The 24176-nt window shown below is 73.6% G+C and carries 25 protein-coding genes; 12 read left to right on the top strand and 13 right to left on the bottom strand.

The window, feature by feature from the left end; all coding sequences use genetic code 11:
* Positions 1-16 precede the first annotated feature (16 nt).
* Complete coding sequence (locus tag ACMXGY_RS08500) at positions 17-691, bottom strand: winged helix-turn-helix transcriptional regulator (RefSeq protein WP_483776407.1); 675 nt, start codon at positions 689-691, stop codon at positions 17-19.
* 120 nt (positions 692-811) lie between these two features.
* Here ACMXGY_RS08500 and ACMXGY_RS08495 point away from each other — a divergent pair, with 120 nt between their 5' ends.
* Positions 812-1627, top strand: coding sequence for a class I SAM-dependent methyltransferase (locus ACMXGY_RS08495; RefSeq protein ID WP_483776406.1), 816 nt, complete (start codon positions 812-814; stop codon positions 1625-1627).
* Between the two features lie 8 nt (positions 1628-1635).
* On the opposite strand, the gene ACMXGY_RS08490 is transcribed toward ACMXGY_RS08495, so the two are convergent.
* Positions 1636-2511, bottom strand: a complete 876-nt coding sequence (locus ACMXGY_RS08490; protein WP_483776405.1) for an SDR family oxidoreductase — start codon at positions 2509-2511, stop codon at positions 1636-1638.
* Between the two features lie 318 nt (positions 2512-2829).
* Between ACMXGY_RS08490 and ACMXGY_RS08485 the strand changes: the two genes are divergently transcribed.
* From ACMXGY_RS08485 to ACMXGY_RS08475, 3 genes are all read left to right on the top strand, one after another.
* Entirely contained in the window at positions 2830-3909 is a 1080-nt protein-coding gene (locus ACMXGY_RS08485; RefSeq protein WP_483776404.1) for a putative F420-0 ABC transporter substrate-binding protein, read from the top strand.
* 77 nt (positions 3910-3986) lie between these two features.
* Positions 3987-5024, top strand: coding sequence for a putative F420-0 ABC transporter permease subunit (locus ACMXGY_RS08480; RefSeq protein ID WP_483776822.1), 1038 nt, complete (start codon positions 3987-3989; stop codon positions 5022-5024).
* Positions 5025-5119: 95 nt separating this feature from the next.
* A complete protein-coding gene (locus ACMXGY_RS08475; protein WP_483776821.1) occupies positions 5120-5896 on the top strand; it encodes a putative F420-0 ABC transporter ATP-binding protein in 777 nt (258 codons plus the stop codon).
* A 28-nt stretch (positions 5897-5924) separates the two neighbouring features.
* Here the strand turns inward: ACMXGY_RS08475 and ACMXGY_RS08470 are convergent, their stop codons facing one another.
* From ACMXGY_RS08470 to ACMXGY_RS08455, 4 genes are all read right to left on the bottom strand, one after another.
* Positions 5925-6350, bottom strand: a complete 426-nt coding sequence (locus ACMXGY_RS08470; RefSeq protein WP_483776403.1) for a TIGR03667 family PPOX class F420-dependent oxidoreductase — start codon at positions 6348-6350, stop codon at positions 5925-5927.
* Positions 6351-6352: 2 nt separating this feature from the next.
* Positions 6353-6811 (bottom strand): CoA-binding protein, encoded by a 459-nt coding sequence (locus tag ACMXGY_RS08465; protein ID WP_483776402.1) that lies wholly within the window; start codon positions 6809-6811, stop codon positions 6353-6355.
* 96 nt (positions 6812-6907) lie between these two features.
* The gene (locus tag ACMXGY_RS08460) at positions 6908-7375 is read right to left on the bottom strand and encodes an anthrone oxygenase family protein (RefSeq protein WP_483776401.1); all 468 of its coding nucleotides are present in this window, start codon (positions 7373-7375) and stop codon (positions 6908-6910) included.
* Positions 7372-8271, bottom strand: coding sequence for an NAD(P)H-binding protein (locus ACMXGY_RS08455; RefSeq protein ID WP_483776400.1), 900 nt, complete (start codon positions 8269-8271; stop codon positions 7372-7374). Before ACMXGY_RS08455 ends, ACMXGY_RS08460 begins: the two co-directional genes overlap by 4 nt.
* A 136-nt stretch (positions 8272-8407) precedes the next feature.
* On the opposite strand from ACMXGY_RS08455, the gene ACMXGY_RS08450 reads away from it, so the two are divergent.
* Positions 8408-9379 (top strand): AraC family transcriptional regulator, encoded by a 972-nt coding sequence (locus ACMXGY_RS08450; protein ID WP_483776399.1) that lies wholly within the window; start codon positions 8408-8410, stop codon positions 9377-9379.
* Between the two features lie 30 nt (positions 9380-9409).
* Here the strand turns inward: ACMXGY_RS08450 and ACMXGY_RS08445 are convergent, their stop codons facing one another.
* Positions 9410-9913, bottom strand: a complete 504-nt coding sequence (locus ACMXGY_RS08445; RefSeq protein WP_483776398.1) for a metallophosphoesterase family protein — start codon at positions 9911-9913, stop codon at positions 9410-9412.
* A gap of 61 nt (positions 9914-9974) precedes the next feature.
* Between ACMXGY_RS08445 and ACMXGY_RS08440 the strand changes: the two genes are divergently transcribed.
* Entirely contained in the window at positions 9975-10376 is a 402-nt protein-coding gene (locus tag ACMXGY_RS08440; RefSeq protein WP_483776397.1) for a PNPOx family protein, read from the top strand.
* 13 nt (positions 10377-10389) lie between these two features.
* Here the strand turns inward: ACMXGY_RS08440 and ACMXGY_RS08435 are convergent, their stop codons facing one another.
* Entirely contained in the window at positions 10390-10968 is a 579-nt protein-coding gene (locus ACMXGY_RS08435; protein WP_483776396.1) for an AMIN-like domain-containing (lipo)protein, read from the bottom strand.
* Positions 10969-11123: 155 nt separating this feature from the next.
* Here ACMXGY_RS08435 and ACMXGY_RS08430 point away from each other — a divergent pair, with 155 nt between their 5' ends.
* The 3 genes from ACMXGY_RS08430 (at position 11124) to ACMXGY_RS08420 (ending at position 13379) form a co-directional block, all read left to right on the top strand.
* A complete protein-coding gene (locus ACMXGY_RS08430) occupies positions 11124-11729 on the top strand; it encodes an HhH-GPD-type base excision DNA repair protein (protein WP_483776395.1) in 606 nt (201 codons plus the stop codon).
* Between the two features lie 34 nt (positions 11730-11763).
* The gene (locus tag ACMXGY_RS08425) at positions 11764-12930 is read left to right on the top strand and encodes an AI-2E family transporter (RefSeq protein ID WP_483776394.1); all 1167 of its coding nucleotides are present in this window, start codon (positions 11764-11766) and stop codon (positions 12928-12930) included.
* A gap of 83 nt (positions 12931-13013) precedes the next feature.
* Positions 13014-13379: a VOC family protein gene (locus tag ACMXGY_RS08420; protein WP_483776393.1), complete on the top strand. Its 366-nt coding sequence runs from the start codon at positions 13014-13016 to the stop codon at positions 13377-13379.
* Between the two features lie 44 nt (positions 13380-13423).
* Here the strand turns inward: ACMXGY_RS08420 and ACMXGY_RS08415 are convergent, their stop codons facing one another.
* The 3 genes from ACMXGY_RS08415 to ACMXGY_RS08405 all read right to left on the bottom strand — a co-directional run bounded on the left by ACMXGY_RS08415 (position 13424) and on the right by ACMXGY_RS08405 (position 15785).
* Entirely contained in the window at positions 13424-13816 is a 393-nt protein-coding gene (locus tag ACMXGY_RS08415; RefSeq protein ID WP_483776392.1) for a hypothetical protein, read from the bottom strand.
* Between the two features lie 65 nt (positions 13817-13881).
* Positions 13882-14784 carry a coenzyme F420-0:L-glutamate ligase gene (locus ACMXGY_RS08410; protein ID WP_483776391.1) on the bottom strand — a complete coding sequence of 301 codons (903 nt, stop codon included), beginning with the start codon at positions 14782-14784 and terminating at the stop codon, positions 13882-13884.
* Positions 14781-15785, bottom strand: coding sequence for a TIGR03557 family F420-dependent LLM class oxidoreductase (locus ACMXGY_RS08405; RefSeq protein WP_483776390.1), 1005 nt, complete (start codon positions 15783-15785; stop codon positions 14781-14783). The genes ACMXGY_RS08410 and ACMXGY_RS08405 overlap by 4 nt, the downstream gene beginning before the upstream one ends.
* A gap of 58 nt (positions 15786-15843) precedes the next feature.
* Between ACMXGY_RS08405 and ACMXGY_RS08400 the strand changes: the two genes are divergently transcribed.
* Together ACMXGY_RS08400 and valS are read left to right on the top strand one after the other, a co-directional pair.
* Positions 15844-16938, top strand: coding sequence for a hypothetical protein (locus ACMXGY_RS08400; RefSeq protein ID WP_483776389.1), 1095 nt, complete (start codon positions 15844-15846; stop codon positions 16936-16938).
* A 76-nt stretch (positions 16939-17014) separates the two neighbouring features.
* Positions 17015-19828, top strand: coding sequence for a valine--tRNA ligase (gene valS / locus ACMXGY_RS08395; RefSeq protein WP_483776388.1), 2814 nt, complete (start codon positions 17015-17017; stop codon positions 19826-19828).
* A gap of 127 nt (positions 19829-19955) precedes the next feature.
* Here the strand turns inward: valS and ACMXGY_RS08390 are convergent, their stop codons facing one another.
* Together ACMXGY_RS08390 and ACMXGY_RS08385 are read right to left on the bottom strand one after the other, a co-directional pair.
* The gene (locus ACMXGY_RS08390) at positions 19956-21155 is read right to left on the bottom strand and encodes a baeRF2 domain-containing protein (RefSeq protein ID WP_483776387.1); all 1200 of its coding nucleotides are present in this window, start codon (positions 21153-21155) and stop codon (positions 19956-19958) included.
* 144 nt (positions 21156-21299) lie between these two features.
* Positions 21300-21680: a chorismate mutase gene (locus ACMXGY_RS08385; protein ID WP_483776386.1), complete on the bottom strand. Its 381-nt coding sequence runs from the start codon at positions 21678-21680 to the stop codon at positions 21300-21302.
* Between the two features lie 116 nt (positions 21681-21796).
* Here ACMXGY_RS08385 and ACMXGY_RS08380 point away from each other — a divergent pair, with 116 nt between their 5' ends.
* A complete protein-coding gene (locus ACMXGY_RS08380; protein WP_483776385.1) occupies positions 21797-23614 on the top strand; it encodes an AMP-dependent synthetase/ligase in 1818 nt (605 codons plus the stop codon).
* The last annotated feature ends 562 nt before the right edge of the window (positions 23615-24176 follow it).

The raw sequence follows: 24176 nt of genomic DNA, 5'->3' as shown, positions 1-24176 counted from the left end.
GACGGTCGGCGACCCGTCAGGCCGGTCGCGGCACGCGCGCGAGGTCGGACCGGCCGATCCACCCCGGCACGGCCCGCCGGACCGACGTCGCGCCGTCGAGCACCACGGTGCCCGACCGGAGGGCGTGCTCCCAGGTCGTGTCGCCGCGCCACAGCCGGGTGAGCGCGCGCAGGCCCGAACGCACCACGACGACCGACTCCAGCCCGGGGTCCACGTCGCACAGGTCCGCCTCGCCGTCGCGCACGACGAGCCACCAGCGCGCGACCGCGGGCTCGACGTCGTCGAGCCGGAACTCCACGGACGTCGGCTCGTGCGGCCACGCGGCGACCGGGACCGTCCGCCGCACGTCCCAGAACAGCAGGTGCGGGTCGAGGTCCTCCTCGCCCAGGTCGGCGATCCACCGCACGCCCCACGCGCCGAGCGACTCGACGACGGGCCGCAGCTCCTCCCCCGCCGGCGTCAGGCCGTAGGCGGGCCGACCGCCGTCGTCGTGGCGCCGGACGACGCCCGCACGCTCGAGCGAGCGCAGGCGCTTCGCGAGCAGGGCGGGCGACATGCGCGGGTTCCCGCGCCGCAGCTCGTTGAACCGGGTGCTCCCCGCGAGCAGCTCACGGACGACGAGGAGCGTCCAGCGCTCGTCGAGGATCTCCATCGCCTTGGCCACCGGGCAGAACTGGCCGTAGGTCGCCATCGTCGTCTCCCTCGCGCGCTACAGATCCGGTACTGGATCCCACGGGGAGGGAGGGCGAGCCTGGAGGGACGTGACCCACCACAGGGCCCGCGACCGCGGGTCGGACAGCAGGAGACGCACATGACGGACACCGTGGTCCTCTCGGACCTCAAGACCAGGCACCGCGCGATGTGGGCGTCCGGGGACTACCCGGCCGTCGCGGCGGACGTGGTGGCCGACCTCGGCGAGGCGCTCGTCGACGCCGCGGGGGTGCACGCCGGTCAGCGCGTGCTCGACGTCGCCGCCGGCACCGGGAACGCCGCGATCGCGGCGGCGCTGCGGGGCGCCGACGTCGTCGCGTCGGACCTCACGCCCGAGCTGCTCGACGTCGGGCGGAGCCTCGCGCGCGAGCGCGGCGCCGAGCTCGTGTGGGAGCAGGCGGACGCGGAGGACCTGCCGTACGCGGACGCGTCGTTCGACGTCGTGCTGTCGTGCATCGGGGCGATGTTCGCGCCGCAGCACCAGCGCACCGCCGACGAGCTCGTGCGCGTGCTGCGCCCGGGCGGCACGCTCGGGCTCGCGAGCTGGACGCCCGGCGGCTTCATCGGGCAGATGTTCGCGACCATGAAGCCGTACGCGCCCGCACCTCCGCCCGGCGCGCAGCCGCCGCCGCTGTGGGGCGACGAAGGGCACGTCCGGGCGCTCCTCGCCGAGCGCGTGACGGACGTCCGCACCGAGGTCCGGAGCCAGCCGGTGTCGCTCTTCGCGGACGGGGAGGCGTTCCGCGCGTACTTCGCGGACCGCTACGGGCCCACGATCGCGGTGCGCCGGAGCCTCGCGGACGACCCGGCCCGTCTGGCCGCGCTCGACGAGGCGCTGCGCGACCTCGGTGACCGCCACCTCGCCGACGGCGTCATGGGCTGGGAGTACCTGGTCCTCGTGGGGACGCGAGCCTGACGCCCTCCTCAGTCGTCCCGGTGCGTGTCCTCGCGCGCCGGGACGCCCTTCGGCTCCAGGGGTGCGCGCCACAGCGAGTACGTCGAGGCCTGGGCGACCGGGCGCAGGATCAGCGAGTCGATGTTGACGTGGTGCGGTCGGGTGACGGCGAACGTGACGACGTCGGCCACGTCGTCCGCGGTGAGCGGATCCTCGACGCCCGCGTACACGGCATCGGCCCCCGCCTGGTCGCCGTGGTAGCGGTTGAGCGAGAACTCGGGCGTGTGCACGAGGCCGGGTGCGATCTCGATGACGCGGATCGGCTCGCCGACGAGCTCGAGCCGCAGGGTCTTCGCGACACCGAGCAGCGCGTGCTTCGACGCGACGTAGCCGGAGCCGCCGACGTACGTGTCGTGCCCCGCTGTGGACGTCATGAGCACGATGTCACCACGGTGCGACGCCCGCAGGAGCGGCAGGAACGCCTTCGTCACCCGGACGGTGCCGAGCACGTTCGTCTCGTACATGTCGCGCCACTCGTCGACCTTCGCCTCGTCGACGTGGTCGACGCCGAGACCGTACCCCGCGATGTTGAGCACGGCGTTCACCGGACCCCGGGCGCCCGCCTCCGCGACGAGCCGTGCGACGTCGTCGTCGGACGTCACGTCGCCGACGACCGGGTGCGCGCCGGTGCGTTCCGCGAGGTCGGCAAGCCGGTCGGCCCGCCGCGCGAACGCGACGACGTCCCAGCCGCGGGCGCGCAGGAGCCGCACGCACGCCTCGCCGATGCCCGACGACGCGCCGGTCACCACCGCGCGCAGCGGCCCGTCCGCACCGGGTCGGCGGCGCCCACCGCCATGGTCGGGGCTGGGCCGGTCGTGGCTCGGGGTGGTGTCGAGATCGCTCACGAGCGCCACTGTGCCACCTCGCCGTGCATCCTCGTCGCGTCCGTCCCACCGGCTGGGACGTCGGTTCTCAGGTGCGTCTCGAGCGCCTCTCGACGCACACGGCCTTGCGGTCCGACCCGACCCGCGTACTAGGCTGGACGAGGATCGCGAGCCCTTCCTGGCTCGTCGGGCGGCACCGGATCTGTGCCGCGGGTCCGTGCGACGCGAGATGACGCGTCGGTCCCGGCTCGGAGACCTCCCGGCCGGCATCGAGAACGCACCGCAGCGGTGGCGCCCTCCCGGGCGCCTGCGCCGCGCCCGGCCCCCGGAGACCCACCCGTGCACCGCACCCGCACCGCCCCGTCCCCCGCGCGCCCGCTCGGGCGCGCTCGACCCGCCGCACGCCGGCTGCTCGTGCTCCCGACGGCGGTCCTCGCCCTCGCGCTCGGCGCGTGCTCCTCCGGCACGGCGCCGGGAGGCGACGCGGCCTCCACGGGCGACGCCCCGCCGTCGGGCACCGCGGCGAGCACGGCGTACCCCCTCACGCTCGACGACTGCGGTTTCGAGGTGACGTTCGACGCGGCGCCCGAGCGCGTCGTGACGATCAAGTCGAGCACGACGGAGATGCTGCTCGCGCTCGGGCTCGGTGACCGGATCGTCGCGACGGCGTTCGCCGACGGCCCGGTGCCGGAGTCCCTCGCGGACGCCGCCGCCGACGTCCCGGCCGTCGCGGAGCCGATGTCCGACAAGGTCCCCGGGGCCGAGGCCGTGCTCGAGACGGAGCCCGACCTCGTCTACGCGGGCTGGGAGTCGAACCTCACGGCCGAGGGCGCGGGCGACCGCGAGACCCTGGCTGCGCTCGGCGTCGCGACGTACGTCTCCCCCGCCGCCTGCAAGGCGCCCGGGTACATGCCCGACCCGCTGACGTTCGACGACGTGTTCGCCGAGATCACCGAGGTCGGCACGATCTTCGACGCGCAGGACGCCGCGGCGGACCTCGTCGCCGAGCAGCGCGCGACGCTCGGCTCCGTCACCCCGGACGACCGCGGGCTCACCGCGCTCTGGTACTCGTCGGGCGACGACATCCCGTACATCGGCGCGGGCATCGGCGCGCCGCAGATGATCATGGACGCCGTCGGCCTGGACAACGTCGCGGGCGAGGTGCACGACACGTGGACCGCGTTCGCGTGGGAGGAGGCGATCGCGGCCGACCCCGACGTCCTCGTGCTCGTCGACGCCGCGTGGAACACTGCCGAGTCGAAGATCGAGCGGCTGGAGTCGAACCCGGCGACCGCCGAGATGACGGCCGTGCGCGAGGGCCGGTACCTGTCGATCCCGTTCCCGGCGACCGAGGCGGGCGTCCGCAACGTCGACGCCGTCGTGGACCTCGCCGCGCAGCTGGAGGCGCTCGACCTGTGACCGTCGTCCACCGCGTGCCCGACGCCGGCCCCCGCCCTGGTGCTCCGTCACCCGGACCACAGCGGGCCGGGCAGGGCGTGCCGTCGCGCCCGCGCGCGCGACGCGGCGCGGCGTGGTGGGTGCCTGTCGGGGTGGGCGCTCTTGTCCTGACCGTCCTCGTCACCGTGACGATCGGTCCTGCCGACCTGGCGGTCGGTGACGTGTGGCGCTCGATCGCGACGCACCTCGGGCTGGGTGGGCTGCTCGGGATCGAGCCGCTCGGCACGCTGCAGGACGGGATGGTGTGGCAGCTGCGCCTGCCGCGCGTGCTCACCGCCGCAGCGGTGGGGGCGGGGCTCGCGCTGTGCGGCGTCGTCATGCAGTCCCTCACGCGCAACCCGCTCGCCGACCCCTACCTGCTCGGCCTGTCGTCGGGCGCGTCGCTCGGCGCCGTGCTCGTGCTCGTGGCCGGCCTGACCGTGCTGCTGCCCGTCGCGGCGTTCGGCGGCGCCGTCCTCGCGCTCGCCGCCGCGCTCGGGCTCGCGGGCGCGCTGGGCTCGATCACGCCGACGCGCACCGTGCTCGCCGGCCTTGCCGTGAGCCAGCTCGCGGCCGCCGCGACGAGCTTCGTCATCTTCTGGTCCGCGACCGGCGACTCGTACCGCGAGATCCTCTCGTGGCTCATGGGCTCCGTCGCGGGCGCGACGTGGACGTCGGTCGCCGTCGCGGGCATCGCGACCCTCGTGCTCGGGACGCTGCTCGCGTCGACGGGCTCGGTGCTCGACGCGTTCACGTTCGGCGACACCGCGGCGTCCGCGCTCGGGGTGAACGTCGCGCGGGTGCGGTGGACCCTGCTGATCGGCGTCGCGCTGCTCACCGGGGCGCTCGTGTCCCAGTCCGGGTCGATCGGGTTCGTCGGGCTGATCCTCCCGCACGCCGTCCGCCTGCTGACGGGCGCGCGGCACCGGCTGCTCCTGCCTCTGTCGGCGCTGTTCGGCGCGACGTTCCTCGTCTGGGCGGACACGCTCGCGCGCACGGTCTTCGCGCCGCGCGAGCTGCCCGTGGGGATCGTCACCGCGGCGATCGGCGCACCCGTGTTCGCGCTGCTCCTGTGGCGCGGGAGGAGGATCGCGTGACCGAGACGCTGCGCACGACGCCGGACGTCGACGAGGCCCGGCAGGACGGCGACGCCCGCACCGACGCTCAGACCGCCGTCGAGCTCGGCGGTGGGCTGGAGGCGTCGCGCGTGTCGTGGTCCGTCGACGGGCGGCTGGTCCTCGACGGCGTCGACTGCACCGCGCCTCCCGGCGCCGTGAGCGGGCTGCTCGGCCCGAACGGGTCGGGGAAGTCGACGCTCCTGCGCGTGCTCGCCGGTGTCACGGCCCCGAGCGCGGTGCGCGCGACCGTCAGGTTCGGCGACGTCGACCTGCTCGGTCTCCCCCGCCGCCGTCGCGCCCGGATCCTCGCGCTCGTGGAGCAGGACGCGACCACCGACCTGCCGCTCACGGTCCTCGACGCGGTGCTGCTCGGCCGCATCCCGCACCGCTCGTTGCTCGCGGGCGACTCCGACGCCGACCGCGCGGTCGCACGCAGCGCGCTCGCGCGCGTCGGGATGGCCGAGTTCGCGGAGCGCGAGGTCGCGACGCTCTCGGGCGGCGAGCGCCAGCGCGTGCACATGGCGCGCGCACTCGCCCAGGAGCCCGCGCTGATCCTGCTCGACGAGCCGACGAACCACCTCGACATCGCCGCCCAGCTCGACGCGATGCGCGTCTTGCGCGAGCTCGCCGACGAGGGCGTGACCGTCCTCGCCGCGCTGCACGACCTCAACCTCGCGGCCCAGACGTGCGACCACGTCGTCGTGCTGTCCGCCGGCCGCGTCGTCGCGGCGGGCCCCGTGCGCGACGTGCTCGTGCCCGAGGTGCTCGACCCGGTCTACGGCGTGCGGTGCGAGGTGCTCACGCACCCGCGCACGGGGCGACCGGTCCTCACGTTCGCCTCGACCGACTGAGCGGCGCAGGCGCCGGAAGGGTGCGCCGTCAGAAGCCGCGCAGGCGGTCGACGTGGATGCGGAGCGTGACGGCGTAGTCGGCGTGGAACCCGTCGGGGGTCATGCCGAGACCGCGGATGTCGGCGTCGTACTTGGCGTCGTACCCGGCGCGCTCCTCGGCGGCCGTGCCGTCGTCGTCGATCGTCGCGGTCCCGGTGAGGACGACGACGTCGCCGCCCGACCGCGTGCTGTTGAGGTGGACGGCGACGCGCGGGTTCGCGCGGACGTTGCGCAGCTTGGCGGTGCGGGGCTGGCTCTTGACGACGATGCCGTCCTGGCCGTCCCAGTGGAACCACACCGGCGTCGGCTGCGGTGTGCCGTGCGGGTCGACGGTGACGAGCCAGAGGACCTGCTCGTCGGTGAGCCGCGCGGCCGCTCGGGTGCCGAAGTCGGTCGTCGTGTCGATCACGGGCATGGTCAGGCCTCCTGGGTCGTGGCGGATCGGGTGGCGAGACGCGGGAGCTCGATCGCCGGGCAGCGGTCCATGACCATGTCGAGCCCGGCCTCGCGCACGCGGGCCGCGGCAGCCTCGTCGATCACGTCGAGCTGGAACCACACGGCCCGCGCACCGATCGCGACGGCCTGGTCGGCGACGTCGCCCGCGAGCTCGGAGCGCACGAAGACGTCGACGACGTCGACCGGGAAGGGCACGTCGGCGAGGCTCGCGTACCCCTGCTCGCCGTGCACGGTCTCGGCGGACGGGTGCACGGGCACGATGCGCTTGCCGTGCTGCTGCAGCACGCGCGCGACCCCGTAGGCGGCGCGCGCGGAGTTGTTCGACAGGCCGACCACGGCCCAGGTCTCGGTCTCCTGAAGGACCCGACGGATGGTGTCCTGCTCGCTGGTCCCTGCCTCGGCGGGTGCGACGTCGCTCATGACGGCGGCAACCCGGCCCCGGCCGCGGCTATTCCGCGACCGGGGCCGGGGCCGTCCCGCGCCGGGACGTGCGGGTGACGTGCGGGGTCGGCCGGTTCAGACGAGCGCGACAGCCAGGAGCGCTGTGGCGATCGCACCTGCGGCGGTCCGCACGTGGTTCCAGGCGAGCCAGCGCGGCACGAACGTCTGCCACTCGGCGGCCGGGTCGGCGGCCCGGTCGAGACGCTCGTTGAGCGGGACGTTGCCGACGCCCGTGACGCCGAGGACGCCGACGAGCGAGACGACCGCGCCCGCGAGCGCCCAGCCCGCCCCGTCGTCGCCGCCCACGAGACCGACGACGGCCGCGGCCGCGGGGACGAGCACCGACGCCAGGAGCAGCAGCATGAGCGGCGGGCGCAGCGCGTCGCGGTTGATCGCGATCATCGCGGCGGCGCCGTCGGCCGCCGGGAGGCGCCGAAGCCCCGCCATGACGAAGGCCGAGAAGGCGTACAGCACCCCGCCCGCGAGCCCGGTCGCGACCACCCCGGCGACGACGAGCACGCTGAACGCGTCGAGCCCGCTCACGCCGGCGCCCCGGCGGCACCCGCGTCCCCAGCGCGCCAGGCCGCGGCCTCGCGCGTCGCGTACGTGCCGAAGCTTCGGGGCTCGCGCCCGAGCGCTCGCTGCACGCCGTCGGTCACGGGCGTCCCGCGGCCGTCGAGCACCTCGCTGAACAGGTAGCGCATGAGGCCGACGACGTCCTCGGGCAGACCGGCGGCGAGCAGACCCTCGGTGAACTCGTCCATCGTGATCGGGACGAACCGCACGTCCCGGCCGCTCGCCGCGGTGACCTCGGCGACCGCCTCCGCGAACGTCAGCGCGCGGGGGCCGGTGAGCTCGTAGACCTGGCCGGCGTGGGCGTCGTCGGTGAGCGCGGCGACGGCTACGTCGGCGACGTCCTCGAGGTCGACGAACGGTTCGGCGACGTCGGTGACGAGCAGCGCGAGGACGCCGTCGAGCAGGGGCTCGTACAGGAAGCTCTCGCTGAAGTTCTGGGCGAAGAACGCGCACCGCACGACCGTGCGGGCGGGGAACGCCTCGGCGACCAGCGCCTCGGCCCGCTGCGCCTCCTCCTCGCCGCGGCCCGACAGCAGGACGAGCCGCCGCACGCCCGCCTCCCGCGCGACCGCCGCGAACCGCATGACGGTCTCCGGCGAGCCGGGGATCGCGAGGTCGGGGACGTACACCACGTACACCGCCTCGACGCCCTCGACCGCGGGGGCCCACGTCGCGTCGTCCTCCCAGTCGAAGCGGACGTCGCCCGAGCGCGACGCGCGGCGGACGGGAACCCCGAGCGCGTCGAGACGGTCCGCGACGCGTCGGCCCGTCTTCCCGGTCGCGCCGAGGACGAGGACCGCCCCCGGCACCGCGTCGGATGTGGTCTGCGCGTCGGGACCCGTGGTGGTGGTCGTCGGCGTCATGGTGAGCTCCTGTCGAAGTCGGTCGGTGGTGATGCTCAGAGTCAACCGGGGTCGCACGAGACGTTCCATGGTTCAGACGCTCGTCCGCATGCGCGATCGTCTCGTCCTGGCGGCTCGCGGGGTCTACCCTGGCGGGATGGACGTCGTCGCCGGCCTGCTCGACGGACCTCGCGCCCGCGGGGCCTTCCTCCTGCGCAGCCACCTCCGTGCGCCCTGGGGCATGCGGATCGAGGACGAGGCGCCGCTGACGATCGTGCCCGTCCTGCGCGGTTCGGGCTGGGTCGGGCCGGTCCTCCGGTCCGATGGAGGTGCGAGCCGTCCCGGCCGCTCCGACGCGGGCACGCACGTCGAGGCGGGGGACGTCGTCCTGCTTCGCGGCCCGGACCACTACGTCGTCGCCGACTCCCCGACCACCGCGCCGCAGGTGGTCATCGGCCCGGAGTCGGACATGTGCCGCGCCGTCGACGGAGGCCCCTCGCCCATGACCGTCCTCGGCGTGCGGTCGTGGGGCAACGACCCCGACGGCGAGACCGTGATCATCACCGGGACGTACCCGCTCGACGGCGAGGTCGGGCGTCGCGTCCTGCGCGTGCTGCCCCGTCGCGTCGTCCTGCGGCGCGAGGACGTCGACTCCACGCTCGTCGAGATGCTCGCGCGCGAGGTGGTGCAGGACCTGCCCGGCCAGGAGGCCGTCCTCGACCGCCTCCTCGACCTGCTTCTCATCTCGTGCCTGCGCACGTGGCTGTCCCGCGACGACGCGCCCGGCTGGTACCGCGCCGACGCCGACCCGGTTGTCGGCGCCGCGCTGCGGCTCATCCACCACGACCCGGCCCGCGCGTGGACTGTCGACTCGCTCGCGCGCGAGGTCGGCCTCTCGCGCGCCGCGTTCTCGCGCCGGTTCACGACCCTCGTCGGCGAGCCGCCCATGAGCTACCTCACGGGCTGGCGCCTCGACCTCGCGGCGGACCTCCTGCTCGAGCCGGACGCGACGCTCACGTCGGTCGCGCGCGCCGTGGGGTACGCGTCGCCGTTCGCCCTGAGCGCCGCGTTCAAGCGGGTGCGCGGCGTGAGCCCTGCCGCGCACCGGCAGCGCGCGGGCGCGGCCTGACGACGGCCGGTCCCTCGGCGGTCCGGCCCGTCAGCGCTCGACCGGGACGAGCACGACGTCGCGCAGCGCGCCGTCGTCGACCGTCGCCGTGAGGAACGTACCGACCGGCTGACGCCGCCGGTCGGTCGGCGACCCGGGGTTGAGCAGCCGCATCCCGCTCGGTGCCGTGGTGTCCCACGGGATGTGGCTGTGCCCGAACACGAGGAGGTCGGTGTCGGGGAACGCCGCGTCGGCGCGGCGCTCGCGACCCTCCTTGCCGCCCGTCTCGTGCACGACGGCGACGCGCAGCCCGTCGATCGTCGTCCGGGCCACCTCGGGGAGCCGGTCGTGCAGCTCCGGACCGTCGTTGTTGCCCGCGACGCCGACGAGTCGCGCCGACCGGGACTCGAGCGTGTCGAGCAGGTCGACGCTCACCCAGTCGCCGGCGTGCACGACGACGTCCGCCGCGTCGACCGCGCGCCACACCTGCTCCGGGAGCCCGCGCGCACGCACCGGGACGTGGGTGTCGCTGAGGAGGAGGAGTCGCGTCGGCACGGCCACACGATAGGTCGCGCGACCCGGTCGCGCGCGAGCACCCCTCGCGTGACGATGGACCATGCCGATGCCGCGCTGGGTCGCCCGCAACAACAAGCGCTTTCTCAACCCCGTGATGCTCCGCGTCGCGACGGGCGTCGGGCCGATGGCCGTCGTCCGCCACGTCGGGCGCCGCAGCGGACGCGAGTACCGCACCCCGGTCTTCGCGTTCGCGTACCGCGACGGGTCAGACGTGCGGGTCGTGCTCGCCCTGACCTACGGACCCGACGTCGACTGGCTGCACAACGTGGATGCCGCCGGCTGGTTCGTGCTCGAGCGTCGGGGCGAGGAGTACCACGTGGACGACCTCCGCCGCGTCACCGGCGAGGACGGCCTGCGCCTGCTGCCCGGCTGGACGAGCGCCGTCCTGCGCCGCACGGGGGTCGACGAGTTCCGCACCGGACGGCTGCTCGCGCTGCCCTGACCCGGAGAGAGCCTCAGCAGTCCCGGTGGCCCGCCGCGCACCACTCGTGCCCGACGTCGACGACCAGCCGGGAGCCCGAACCCGGGCCGGCAAGGACGAACGCGCGGAACGGCAGCCGAGCACGTACGCCGAGCCCGATCGTCGTCACGCCCTCGAAGCTGCCGGCCCACGCGACATGCCGGAAGGTGCGGTAGCCGGTCGTGTCGACGAGCGTGCCTCCCGGGCCGCCGAAGAACGCGTCGGTCGGGACGGCACCGACCCGTGCCACGACCTCCAGCCGCGCCCCACCCCGGACCGGCACGACGTTCCCCGAGCCGTCCATGACGACCTGGTTCACGTAGCGCACCGACCACCCGGTGAGCGGGGCGTCGACGTCGAGCACGAGCCGGTCGAAGCACGCATGGCGCCCGGCACGGACGTCGGTCAGCCGACCGGCGGACATGCCTGGCACGCCCTTCTCGAGCGAGCCCCAGACCTGCCCGCAGTACGGATGAGCCGCCGCCGCCGGGGCCGTGGCGACGGTCCCCGTGAGCATCACCCCCGTGAGGAGCAGCGACAGGACGGACAACCAGACGAGCACTCGACGACGCATGGCGTACTCCTTCGTACGCCTCCCACGATCCTCCGGCGGGTTCCGCCCGTCAACGCCCTGAGAGCACGAGCGCAGGGCGCTTCCCGAACGGTCCGCGGTCCTGAGGAAAGGCACTGAAACCAGCGCCACCTGACGGGGCTGTCATCATGGGACGCATGGCACGTGACCTGTGGATCACCGGTGACCGCGAGAGCGACACCCTGCTGAGCGACGACGCGTTCGCGCTCCTCGTCGGGATGCTCCTCGACCAGCAGTACCCGATGGAGCACGCGTTCGCGGGGCCGCGCAAGATCCGGGACCGGCTCGGCTCGATCGACCCGCGCGCGGTCGCCGACGCCGACCCGGACGCGTTCGTCACGCTCGCGACGACGCCGCCCGCTATCCACCGCTACGGACGCTCGATGGCCGGGCGCATCCAGGAGCTCGCGCGCGTGGTGGTGGACGAGTACGACGGCGACACGAGCGGCATCTGGACGACGCCGGGCGCCGGGGACGACGGCGGGGCGGCCCCCACCGGCGCCGAGGTCCTCGCCCGGCTGCGGGCACTCCCCGGCTTCGGGGAGCAGAAGGCGAAGATCTTCCTCGCCCTCCTCGGCAAGCAGCGCGGCGTGCAGCCCGCCGGGTGGCGCGAGGCCGCGGGCCACTACGGCGACGACGGCTCCCGGCGGTCCATCGCGGACGTCACGAACCCGGAGTCGCTCGCCGAGGTGCGCGCCTTCAAGAAGGAGCAAAAGGCCGCGGCGAAGGCCGCGAAGAGCTGATCCGGCGGACCCGAGGGTTCGCTAGGGTCGGCGCGTGACCACGACGACACCCGGCGCTCCCGCGCTGCCTCCCGCCACGCGGACCCTCCTCGCTCTCGCCGCGGGCGTGGTCGTCCTCGCCGGGGTGCACACCGCGCGCGAGGTGCTTGCGCCCATCTTCCTCGCCGCGGTGATCATCATCATCTGCCACCCGGTGCGCTTCCCGCTCGAGCGTCGCGGCTGGCCGCGCTGGGCCGCGACGACGGCGGTCGTCGTCCTCGCCTACCTCATCCTGGCGGCCCTCGTGGCGATGCTCGTCTTCGCGGGGTTCCGGTTCGCCGACCTGGTCCGCGAGTACCTCCCGGCGCTGGTGCGCTCGGTCGAGGACGTCGTCGACCAGCTCGCGGCGGCCGGTATCGACACGGACATCGCGGAGGCTGCGACGGCGTGGCTCGAGCCCGGCCGGGTCCTGAGCCTCGCCGGCGACGTCTCCGGGATCGTCCTGGGCATCGCGACGGCCTTCTTCTTCGTCCTCGCGTACGCGATCTTCATGGCTGCGGACGCCGCGCGGTACTCGACGGCGAGCACGGTGTTCGGCAGCGAGCGTGCCACCACGATCGACCGGGCGACCCGGTTCAGCGGGGGCGTGCGTCGGTACTTCGTGGTCAACGCCTCGTTCGGTGCCGTCGTGGCGATCGTCGACGGGTTCGCGCTGTGGATGCTCGGCGTGCCGGCCCCGATGGTGTGGGCGATCCTCGCGTTCGTCACCAACTTCATCCCGAACATCGGCTTCGTCCTCGGCCTCGTGCCGCCGGTCATCATGGCGTTCGTCGTCGGGGGCTGGCAGCTCGCGCTCGCCGTGATCGCGGTCTACTGCGTGGTCAACGTCGTGCTGCAGGTACTGGTGCAGCCCAAGTTCGTCGCGGACGCCGTCAACCTCAGCCTCACCCTGAGCTTCGTCTCCGTCGTGTTCTGGACCTTCGTCATCGGCCCGCTCGGCGCCATCCTCGCGATCCCGCTCACCCTGCTCGTGCGCGCGCTGGTCCTGGAGCCGGACCCCGGCTCGGGCTGGCTGCGCTGGCTCTCCGGGGATCGCACGGAGGTCACCGCCGCGGACGCGGAGTCCGCCACGGAGGCGGCAGACCCCGAGGCTCGCCCTGACCCTGAGGTGGAGGTCGAGACCTCACCGGTCGGTGACCTACCCACGGCGGATAAGGCGTAGCCGCGACCCTGTTGCGGCACCGACCCCGTTCCCTAGGCTGGCAGTCGGCGGGTGTCCGCCCGTCACCGGCACGGGGAGGAACCATGGCGCACGGAGACATCACGCACATCGACATCCCGGTGAGCGACACCGGCCGGGCCACGCAGTTCTACGGTGAGCTGTTCGGCTGGCAGATCGCGGAGATCCCGGGTTTCGAGGGATACCCGATGTGGCAGGCACCGAACAAGATCAGCGGCGGCGGGCTCGCGCCCCGGTCGGAGGGCTTCACGAGCCCGCGCAGCTATGTCGAGGTCGACTCCATCGACGAGACGCTCGCGAAGGTTCGCGAGCTCGGCGGGACGGTCGTCATGGAGCGTTCCGAGATCAGCCCGACGTCCTGGTGGGCGATCTTCGAGGACGACGACGGGAACCAGATCGGGCTGTACGAGGGCACGACGGACGCCGGCTGACACGCACCGACCACGAACGACCGGTCCTCCCGGGCTACGCCGCCTCAGACCCCGAGCCCGGGCAGGACTCTGCCGTCCGGGTCCTCCGGGCGCCTCGGGCGCAGCGCGGCCGGCGGCGGCCACGGGAGGGCGTACCGTTCGACCGGCACGTCGATCGCGCCGAAGTCGTCGGTCTGCACCACGACGCCGTCGGGCGTGACCTCGACGAGCCGGACGCGCAGCGGCTCGCCGTCCTCCCGCTCGAGCACCCAGACGTCGGCGAACCAGGCGAGCGAGACCGCGTCGAGGGCCTCCTCGGCCGCGAGCCAGTCGACCGGTTCCGTGAGCTCGCGTCCGAGCAGGTTCACCGCGACCCAGTCGTCGCCCGCGGGACGGATCCATCCGACGTGCTCGCGGTCGTCCGGGCGGCGGTGCGGGATCCAGTCGGCGGGCAGCATCACCGCAGGCTATCCGCCCCGGCACCCGGGAACCAGGCGATTCCCGGGTGGCACCGCCGACGCCGTCAGGCCCCGGCGACCGGCTCGTTCCCCGACCCCTCCCGGAAGCCCTCGCCGAACCCGGCCCGGTAGCCGTCCGCGTACGCGGCCTCGCGCACCGACTCGTCGGCCTCGCGCCCGCGGTGGGCGTCCGCGAGGCCTCGGGCGTACGCCTCGGCGCTGCCCTCACGGAACAGGTCGTCCGCCGAGGGTCGGACGAGCGTGCGCGCCCCCGGACCGTCGTCGGACCCGACGTACCGGCCGAGGCCCCGGACGACCGCCACTGGCCGGCCGGACGTCTTGCCGCGGACGAGCTCGCTCGCGGCGGCGACCTCGTCCGCCACGGCGGTGACCGTGACCGACAGCGGGCGCCCGTGCTCGTCCACGCCCCCGCGCAGGTCCTCGACGACGGCGATCCCCGCCGCCCCGATCGCGACGTCCACGAGCCCGTCGCGCCACGCGCGGCCCATGGTGTCGGTGACGACGACGCCCAGGCGGTCGATCCCGAACCGGTCGCGCAGCGCCGCCCGCAGCGCCCGGGCGCTCGCGTCCGGGTCGAGCGGGAGGAGCAGCACGGTGCCCTCGGGCGTGTTCGACGCGTCGACGCCGGCCGCGGCCATGACCAGGCCCAGGCGGTTCTCGACGATGCGCAGCGGGGGAAGCCCCGGCCGCTCGCGCGTCGCGACGACGCGGACCGTCTCGTCGGTGATCGCCTGCTCGCGGTCTGCGGCCGCGACGACCCGGCCCTCCGCCTTGGAGACGACCTTGCTCGTGACGACGACGACGTCCCCGTCGGCGAGCGCGTCGCCCGTGGCGCGTGCGTCGTCAGCCAGGAGGTCTCCGACGAGCACGGCCAGGTCGTCGCCCGGGCGCACCTCGCCCAGGCCCGACGGCGCCCAGACGCTCAGACGCGCGGCGTCGTCGCTCATCGGGAGAGCTTCGGCAGGACGTCGCGCCCGAAGGTCTCGATCCACTCGCGCTGGTTGCGGCCCACGTTGTGGAGGTAGATGCGGTCGAAACCGAGGTCGACGAACTTCTGGATGTACGCACGGTGCTCGTCCGGGTCGGCCGAGATGACCATGCGGCCCTCGAAGTCCTCGGGCCGCACGAGCTTGGCCATCTGCTCGAAGTCGTGCGGGGAGCGGATGTCCGCCTTGGGGAACTTCATGCCGCCGTTGGGCCACTCGGTCATGGCGTTCGTGAGCGCCTCCTCGTCCGTCGCCGCCCACGAGAGGTGCAGCTGGAGCACCTTGGGCATCGACTCGGGGTCGCGACCCGACTCGCGGACGCCGTCGTCGAACTTGCCGAACAGCATGGAGATCTTCTCCAGCGGCGCGCCGACCGTGATGAGGCCGTCGGCGTGCTTGCCCGCGCGCTTCGCCGTCACGGGCCCGGCGGTCGCGACGAGGATCTCCGGCGGCACCTCGGGCATGGTCCACAGACGCGTGGACTCCATCTTGTAGAACTGCCCGGCGTGCTTGACGTCCTTGCCCGCGAGCGAGGCGGTGAAGAGCTTCTTGATGACGTCGATGGCCTCGAACATGCGGTTGATCCGCTCGGGCGCCTCGGGCCAGTAGCCGGCGACGACGTGCTCGTTGAGCGCCTCGCCCGAGCCCAGCCCGAGCCAGTGCCTGCCGGGGTACATCGCCGCGAGCGTCGCGGACGCCTGCGCGACCATCGCGGGGTGCCAGCGGAAGGTCGGTGCCGTGACGCCCGGGCCCAGGTCGCCGCGCGTGCGCTCGCCGAGCGCGGTGAGCACGTTCCACACGAACGAGGACTGCCCCTGGGCGGGGACCCACGGCTGGAAGTGGTCGGCCGCCATGGTGCCCGAGAAGCCGTGCTCCTCGGCGAAGGCCGAGAGCTCGACGGCCTCGGTCGGGTGGAACTGCTCCAGCATGGCGGCGTAGCCGACGGTGAGGTCTGAGGACATGGCTACGAGCCTATGCCCGCTCCACCTGCGCGGTCATCGCGGACGCTAGCCTCGCGTCGTGACCGTGCCGACCTCGCCTGGGAACGTCCCCCTGCTGGACGGGCGTGCGCTCGTCGAGCCCGTCGACCGTGCGGCCGTGCGGGCCTACCACCGCTCGCGGACGGCGCACGACCCCCGGTCGCCCGCGGCCGTCGTGCTCGGCGCGCTCGTCGGGACGCTCCTCGGCGCGCTCGCGCTCGCCGTCGTGGCGGCCGCGTTCGCGCTCCTGCTGGTCCTCGTCGCCATGGGGCTGCACGCGCTCGGCCTAGACACCCCGCTCGGCGTCGTGCCGTGGCTCGCGGTCCCGGCCGCGGTCGTCACCCTGGGACTGGTCGTCGTCGCGGTGCGGCGGGGCTCGACGCAGGCCGGCGAGCAGACGTACCGGCTCAGCCGCTTCGCGGCCGCGAACGGCTTCGACTTCGAGCCGTCGATCGACGCGCCCGACCGTCCGGGCATGCTCTTCGGGGTGGGAACGCCGCGCACCGCGCGGGACGTCGTGCGCACCCGCGTCCCGCGGCCCGTGGAGGTCGCGTCGTACACCTACCAGGAGCAGCGCGGGAAGGTCGTCGAGATCCACCCGTGGTGGTACGTCATGGCCACGCTCGACCGGTCGCTGCCCCACCTGGTCGTCGAGACGCGACGCACCGACGGGTCGCGGGGCGCCCCGGCCCCGCACGCCCTCGACCGCTCTCAGGAGCTCGAGCTCGACGGCGAGCTCGGCGCGCGGCTGCGTGTCTCGTGCCTGGACGGCGCCCAGGACGTGGCGCGAGCCGCGCTCTCCCCCGACGTCCTCGGCAGCATCGTGGGGTCCCCGGTCCCGCTGTCGGCGGAGGTGGTCGACGACCGGCTCTTCCTCTACAGCCGGCAGCCGCTCGGCACGCTGGACCCGGCGCGGTGGGAGTGGGTCCTGCGAACTGCCGACGGTCTCTCCGCCCGCCTGGGAGGAGAGCTCGGGTCGGCCGTCCCCGCGCCGTCGGGGACGTCGCCCCACCGTGCGGAGACGGTGTCGTCGAGCAGGCGCCTGCGTCGCCGAGGGCCGTCGTGGACCGTCCTGCTCCCTCCGCTCGTCGCCGTCGTCGCTCTCGTCGTGGCAGCGTTGCTCGATCGCGCCTGATCTCCGCACACGGGGCCGCGGCCACGCGGCGAGACGCCGTCCGTCCACACCCCGGGATCTGGGAGAATGGGCGACCATGAGCGACTTCCCGACGAACGCGCCGACGGGCGCGACCGAAGCCACCGCAGCAACGACCGCCGCCCCCGGCACGTCTGCCGGCCGCGTAGCTGGTGACGTCGTCCGTGCGGTGGTCGCGGGAGTACCGGACCGCGTGAGCCTCGAAGGCCTCGAGGACACGCACGGCGCGCGCTGGGCCGAGCAGGGCACGTACGCGTTCGACCGGACGAAGACCCGCGAGCAGATCTACTCGATCGACACCCCGCCGCCCACGGCGTCCGGGTCGCTCCACGTCGGCCACGTCTTCTCGTACACGCACACCGACGTCGTCGCCCGCTACCAGCGCATGCGTGGTCTCGAGGTCTTCTACCCGATGGGCTGGGACGACAACGGCCTGCCCACCGAGCGCCGCGTGCAGAACTACTACGGCGTACGGTGCGACCCGACGCTGCCCTACGTCGAGGACTTCGTGCCTCCGCAGGAGGGCGGCGAGGGCAAGTCGTCGAAGACCCCGGACGTGCCCGTCAGCCGGCGCAACTTCATCGAGCTGTGCGAGCGCCTCACCGTCGAGGACGAGAAGCAGTTCGAGGCGGTCTGGCGCCGGCTCGGCCTCTCCGTCGACTGGGCGCAGACCTACCAGACGATCGACGCCCGGTCGCGCACCGCGGCCCAGCGCGCATTCCTGCGCAACCTCGCGCGCGGCGAGGCCTACCAGGCGCAGGCGCCCGGCCTGTGGGACGTGACGTTCCAGACGGCGGTCGCGCAGGCCGAGCTCGAGGCGCGCGAGTACCCGGGGCACTTCCACAAGATCGCGTTCCACCGCACGGCCGACGGCGCGACGACGGGCGAGGTCGTGCACATCGAGACGACGCGCCCCGAGCTGCTCGCGGCGTGCGTCGCGCTCATCGCGCACCCGGACGACGAGCGCTACCAGCACCTGTTCGGCACGACCGTGCGCTCGCCGCTCTTCGACGTCGAGCTCCCCGTCCTCGCGCACCCGGCGGCGGAGCCCGACAAGGGCGCGGGCATCGCGATGTGCTGCACCTTCGGCGACCTCACCGACGTGCAGTGGTGGCGCGAGCTGCAGCTGCCGACCCGCTCGATCATCCAGCGCGACGGGCGCGTCGTGCGCGAGACGCCGGAGTGGATCACGTCGCACGCGGGCCAGGGTCTCTTCGCCGAGATGGCCGGCAAGACGACGTTCTCCGCGCGCCAGGTCGTCGTCGACGCCCTGCGGGACTCCGGAGACCTCGTCGGCGAGCCCGTCCCGACCCAGCGCATGGCGAACTTCTACGAGCGGGGCGAGAAGCCGCTCGAGATCGTCACGTCCCGCCAGTGGTACATCCGCAACGGCGGCCGCGACTGGACCGCCGCGGACGGGACGCGCCGCGACCTGCGCGGCGAGCTGCTGCAGCGGGGCAAGGAGCTCGCCTTCCACCCCGACTTCATGCGCGTGCGCTACGAGAACTGGGTCGGCGGTCTCAACGGCGACTGGCTCGTCTCGCGCCAGCGCTTCTTCGGCGTCTCGATCCCGCTGTGGTACCCGGTGCTGGAGTCGGGCGAGGTCGACCACGACCACCCGATCGTCCCGTCGGAGGACGTGCTCCCGGTCGACCCGTCGTCCGACGTGCCCGCCGGGTACACCGAGGACCAGCGCGGGAAGCCGGGCGGCTTCGTCGGCGAGAACGACATCATGGACACGTGGGCGACGTCGTCCCTCACCCCGCAGATCGCGGGCGGCTGGGAGGCCGACCCCGACCTGTTCGAGCGCGTGTTCCCCATGGACCTGCGCCCCCAGGGCCAGGACATCATCCGCACGTGGCTCTTCTCGACGGTCGTGCGCTCGCACCTCGAGTTCGGGTCGCTGCCGTGGAAGAACGCCGCGATCTCGGGCTGGATCCTCGACCCCGACCGCAAGAAGATGTCGAAGTCCAAGGGCAACGTCGTGACGCCCATGGGTCTGCTCGAGGAGCACGGCTCGGACGCGGTGCGGTACTGGGCGGCGTCCGCCCGCCTCGGCACCGACGCGGCGTTCGAGGTCGGTCAGATGAAGATCGGCCGTCGCCTCGCGATCAAGATCCTCAACGCGTCGAAGTTCGCGCTGTCGTTCGGTGTCGACGCGGAGACCGGGACGGGCGCGATCGTCCTCGACCCCGCGCTCGTCACCGAGACGCTCGACCGCGCGATGCTCGCGGGCCTCGCGTCCGTCGTCGAGAAGGCGACCGAGGCGTTCGAGGCGTACGACCACACGCGCGCCCTCGAGGTCACGGAGACGTTCTTCTGGACGTTCTGCGACGACTACCTCGAGCTCGTCAAGGACCGCGCCTACGGTGCCGGGGCCGCGGCGTCCGACGTCTCGCCCGAGACCCGGTCGGCGCGCGTCGCGCTCGCGATCGCGCTCGACACGCTCCTGCGTCTCTTCGCGCCGTTCGTGCCGTTCGCGACCGAGGAGGTCTGGTCCTGGTGGCGCGCGTCGGAGGGCTCGATCCACCGCGCGCCGTGGCCCACGTCGGACGTCGCGCGCTCGGCCGCGCAGGGCGCCGACCCGGCCGTCCTCACGGCGGCGGGCCACGCGCTCGCTGCGCTGCGCAAGGTCAAGTCCGAGGCCAAGGTCTCGATGCGCACGCCCATCCTCGCGGCCCAGGTCGCCGTCCCGGCGGCGTCGCTCGTCGGCGTCGAGGCCGCGGTCGTCGACGTCCGCAACGGCGGCCGCGTCACCGGCACGCTCGACCTGGTCGAGGCGACCGAGGGCCAGGGCGACGCAGCCGTCCAGGGCGGCATCGTCGTCGTCTCCTCCGAGCTCGGCGAGCCCGAGGCCCGCAAGAAGGCCTGACGCAGCACCGCCTGGACGATGCACGACGGGCCCCGACCGCGAAGGTCGGGGCCCGTCGTCGTCCATCGCCGCACGAGCTGACGCCACGCACGAGGCGGGCCGGCTACGACGGGAGGCGCGAACCGCGTCAGATGATCTCCCCGCGCAACCGCGAGTCGTCCCCGGACATCGTCGCCGCGACCTCGCGCGGCGTGCCCTCATCGGTCCAACGCAGCGTCGCGCCGACGCCCTCGATGAGCTCGACGCTGCCCTCGGGCGCGAAGGTGAGCCCTGCGTCCTGGCCGATCGCTGCGCGGACGAGGGCGACGGTCGCGGGCAGCTTCTCGAACCCCTCCGTGACGCCGAGGTCCTCGATCTCCTCCTTGGAGGCTGCGATGTGCAGCGGGCTCGGCCCGATCCAGAGCGACCGGCCGTCGAGCGCCGTGTCCTGGCCGTACTCGTCCGCGAGGACGAGCTCCTTGACCTGCCCGCGTGAGAGGACTGCCACGACGTCCTCCACGGACGTCACCGCGCCGGACTCGCGTCCCTGCTCCTGCCGGAACTCGGCGAGGACCTTCTCCCGCCGCCGCTCCCGGAAGCTGTCGAGCGCGTCGGCGACGTTCGCCTCGAACGCGGCCTCGTTGATGCCCGGACCGCGGCCTCCACCCGGCACCTCGACGACGAGGTCCGCCGTCGCCCGTCCGAGCGCGCCGCGCACGAGCGGGACCGCCCGCACGTCGCCGGTCAGCAGCACGAGCTCCGGCCGGTAGTCCGCCGCCTGGCGCTCGATCTCCGCGGCGACGGCCTCCGCGTTGCGCTCCCAGGAGTCCTCCGCACGCGACTCGATGCGCTTCTGCGAGAGCCCGCCGGTGCTGACCTTGTTGATGACGTCGTGCCCGCCCTCGACCGACTCCGCGTCGCCGTAGGGCACGTGCCCGCCGGCGACGGACCACGTGAGGTCCGCGCCCTGGCGGTCGACGACGACCCGGACATAGTCCACGGACTCGTCCGCAGCGCGTGCCGCCTGCAGCAGGGCCGGCACGGGGCCCCAGGAGCCCTTGGTGAGCGCCGGGGGGTCCTTCACGACCCGGTCGACGAGCACTCCGGTGTCGTCCGCGATCAGCACGCGCCCGTGCGTGCCCCCCACCCGCGTCGGCCGGAGCACCACCTCCTCGAGGTCGTCGAGCACGGCGTCGGGGGCACCCTCCTGGCGCAGCTGGCGCCGTACCCCCTTCCAGCGGTTCTCGACCTCGCGGTCCCCGGCCTCGTTGGCCCTCGTCGCGTCGATGTACACCGTCGCGAAGGGACCCGGGTGGCCTAGGAGCGGCTTGAGCCAATCGATCTTCATGCGAACACCTCATGACGTCCGTCGGCAGTGGGGCGGGACGCCCGGTCCACGAGGCTGCGCCCGTGGGGGCCCGCCCTCGGTCCTCTCCAGGGTCCGTCAGATCGACCGTCGCCGCCACCGCGCGTCAGGCCCGGCGGACGCCGCTCAGGAGTACGTGTCGAGGACGGGCGTGCCCTCGCCGGACGCCGCGTGCTCGGCGGCGATGAGCTCGTGGTGGCGGATGACCTCGTGCACGATGAAGGCGCGGAACTGCTCGGCGAACTCCGGGTCGAGCCCCGCGCCCTCGGCGATGCCGGTGAGGCGCGCGATCTGCTGCTGGTCCCGGTCGGGGTCGGCGGGCGGCAGTCCGCCCTGTGCCTTGAGCTCGCCCACGCGGCGCGTGAACTTGAACCGCTCCGCGAGCAGGTGCATGAGCGCCGCGTCGATGTTGTCGATGCTCTCCCGCAGCGTGAGGATCTCGGGCGGGACGTCGTGCGCGGGGGAGGTGCCGCCCGACGGCGCGGGCGGCTCGGAGTGGTTCGTCACCCACCGATCTTAGGCGCCCGCCACGCCTTGCTCGTGGGCCGAGGAACGCGATACTCCGAGTACGGAGTAAAGTGGCTCGCCGTCCCTACCGAGCCGTCCACTCAGCGGAGAGTCACATGACGGAACACGCGTCGCCGAGCCTCGTCGAGGTCTCCCCCACGGCGACCATCAGCACCCTCCTGACCGACCGCGTCGCGCGCTCCCCCCGCGCCACGCTCGTCGAACGGCGCAGCTCCGCCGGCGACGGCTGGGTGCCGGTGACGGCGCAGGAGTTCGAGTCCGACGTCGTCGCCGTGGCGCGCGGACTGGTCGCGCGCGGCGTCCAGCCCGGTGATCACGTCGCCATCATGTCGCGCACGCGCTACGAGTGGACCCTGCTCGACTTCGCCGTGTGGGCAGCCGGTGCCGTGCCCGTCCCGGTGTACGAGACGTCGTCAGCCGAGCAGGTGCACTGGATCTGCTCCGACGCCGCAGTGCGGCTCGCGATCGTCGAGACGCCGGCGCACGCCGCCGAGGTCGCGACCGTACGCGACCGTCTTCCCGACCTCGAGGACGTCCTCGTCGTCGAGGACGGTGCGGTCGACGCGCTGCGCACCGCCGGACGCGACGTGCCGCAGGAGGAGATCGACCGCCGTCGGGCGGCACAGCGCGTCGACGACCTCGCGACCGTCATCTACACGTCGGGATCCACGGGTCGACCGAAGGGCGTCGAGCTCACGCACCGCAACTTCGTCCACCTCGCGCTCAACGGCCGCGCGGGACTCGCCGAGATCCTCGACGCACCCGGTGCGCGCACGCTGCTGTTCCTCCCGCTCGCCCACGTCTTCGCACGGTTCATCCAGGTCGTCGTCGTCGCGTCCGACGCCGTCCTCGCGCACAGCTGGGACACGAAGAACCTCGTCACCGACCTCGGGACGTTCCACCCGACGTTCCTCCTCGCCGTCCCCCGCGTGTTCGAGAAGGTCTACAACTCCGCCGAGCAGAAGACCGGCACGGGCGCGAAGAGCAAGGTGTTCCACTGGGCGGCCAAGGTCGCCATCGCGTGGTCCCGCGCTCTCGACACCGCGAGCGGCCCGTCACCCGTGCTCCGGGTCCAGCACGCCGCCGCCGACCGTCTCGTCTACTCGACGCTGCGGGCGGCGATGGGCGGCCGGCTCACGTACTCGATCTCAGGCGGTGCACCCCTCGGCGAGCGGCTGGGTCACTTCTACCGAGGCGTCGGGCTGCGCATCCTCGAGGGCTACGGCCTCACCGAGACGACGGCGCCCACCGCCGTGAACCTGCCCGGCCTGACGAAGATCGGGACCGTCGGCCCCGCCTTCCCCGGCACGTCGCTGCGCATCGACGACGACGGCGAGCTCCTCGTCAAGGGCGACCACGTCTTCCGCGGCTACCGCAACCGCCCCGACCTCACCGCGGATGCGCTGCAGGACGGCTGGTTCCGCACCGGCGACCTCGGCGCCTTCGACGCCGACGGCTACCTGCGCATCACGGGCCGCAAGAAGGAGATCATCGTCACCGCCGGCGGCAAGAACGTCGCCCCGGCCCTCCTGGAGGACCGCCTGCGCGCTCACCCGCTCGTGAGCCAGGTCGTCGTCGTGGGTGACCAGCGCCCCTTCATCGGCGCCCTGGTCACCCTCGACGCCGAGATGCTCCCGGGCTGGCTGACCACGCACGGACTGCCGGACATGGACGTCGAGACGGCGGCGACGAACCCCGACGTCCTCGCGGCCCTCGACCGCGCCGTCTCCCACGCGAACGAGGCCGTGTCCCGCGCCGAGTCGATCCGCAAGATCACCGTGCTGACGACGGACTTCACCGAGCAGAACGGCTACCTCACCCCCTCGCTCAAGGTGAAGCGCGCCCGCGTCATCGAGGACTTCTCCACCACCATCGACACCCTCTACGGCGCCCCCGTCGGGGCCGACGCCTGACCGAAGATCCGCCCAGGTAGAACCCTGGCAGCGCGAGATAGAACCGTGGTCGCGCGAGGTAGAACCGTGGTCGCGCGGGGTAGAACCGTGGTCGTGTCGGACGGCGCGTGGTCGGCTTGGGTGTCGGGGTGGGTGGGGGCGCCGCGTCTACCATCCGCCGCTCGTTCCTCGCGGCTCCCGCCAGGCCCGACCACGACGCGGCGCCCCCACCCACCCCTCCGGCGTCGTCTCGCCCTGGTCTTCGCTCTCGCGGGCGACTCCGGGCGCCCGACCGGGTCGGCCCGTGGACCCGTTCCCGGCGGTGGCCGACCGCGTGTTGGGCTGGGCCGGTCGATGGGCTCGCCCCCACGCGTCGCCGCAGGGGTCGGTGCTGGCGAGAGGTGAGAACGGCCCCAGAACCGCGCGGTCCAGGGGCCAGTTCTCACCTCTCGGTCACGCGCGAGCGGCGACGCCTGATCAGCGGCACACCCACCGCCGTCGTCGGTCGGCCACGAAGATCTACTTCGCGCGACCACGGTTCTACCTCGGCAGACCACGGTTCTACCTCAGCGAGTCCGGGAGC

It is taken from the genome of Cellulosimicrobium sp. G4 BAM 1002 (assembly GCF_057126935.1).
Note: the sequence above shows the minus strand (reverse complement) of the source record. Positions and strands in the feature narration are given on the sequence as shown.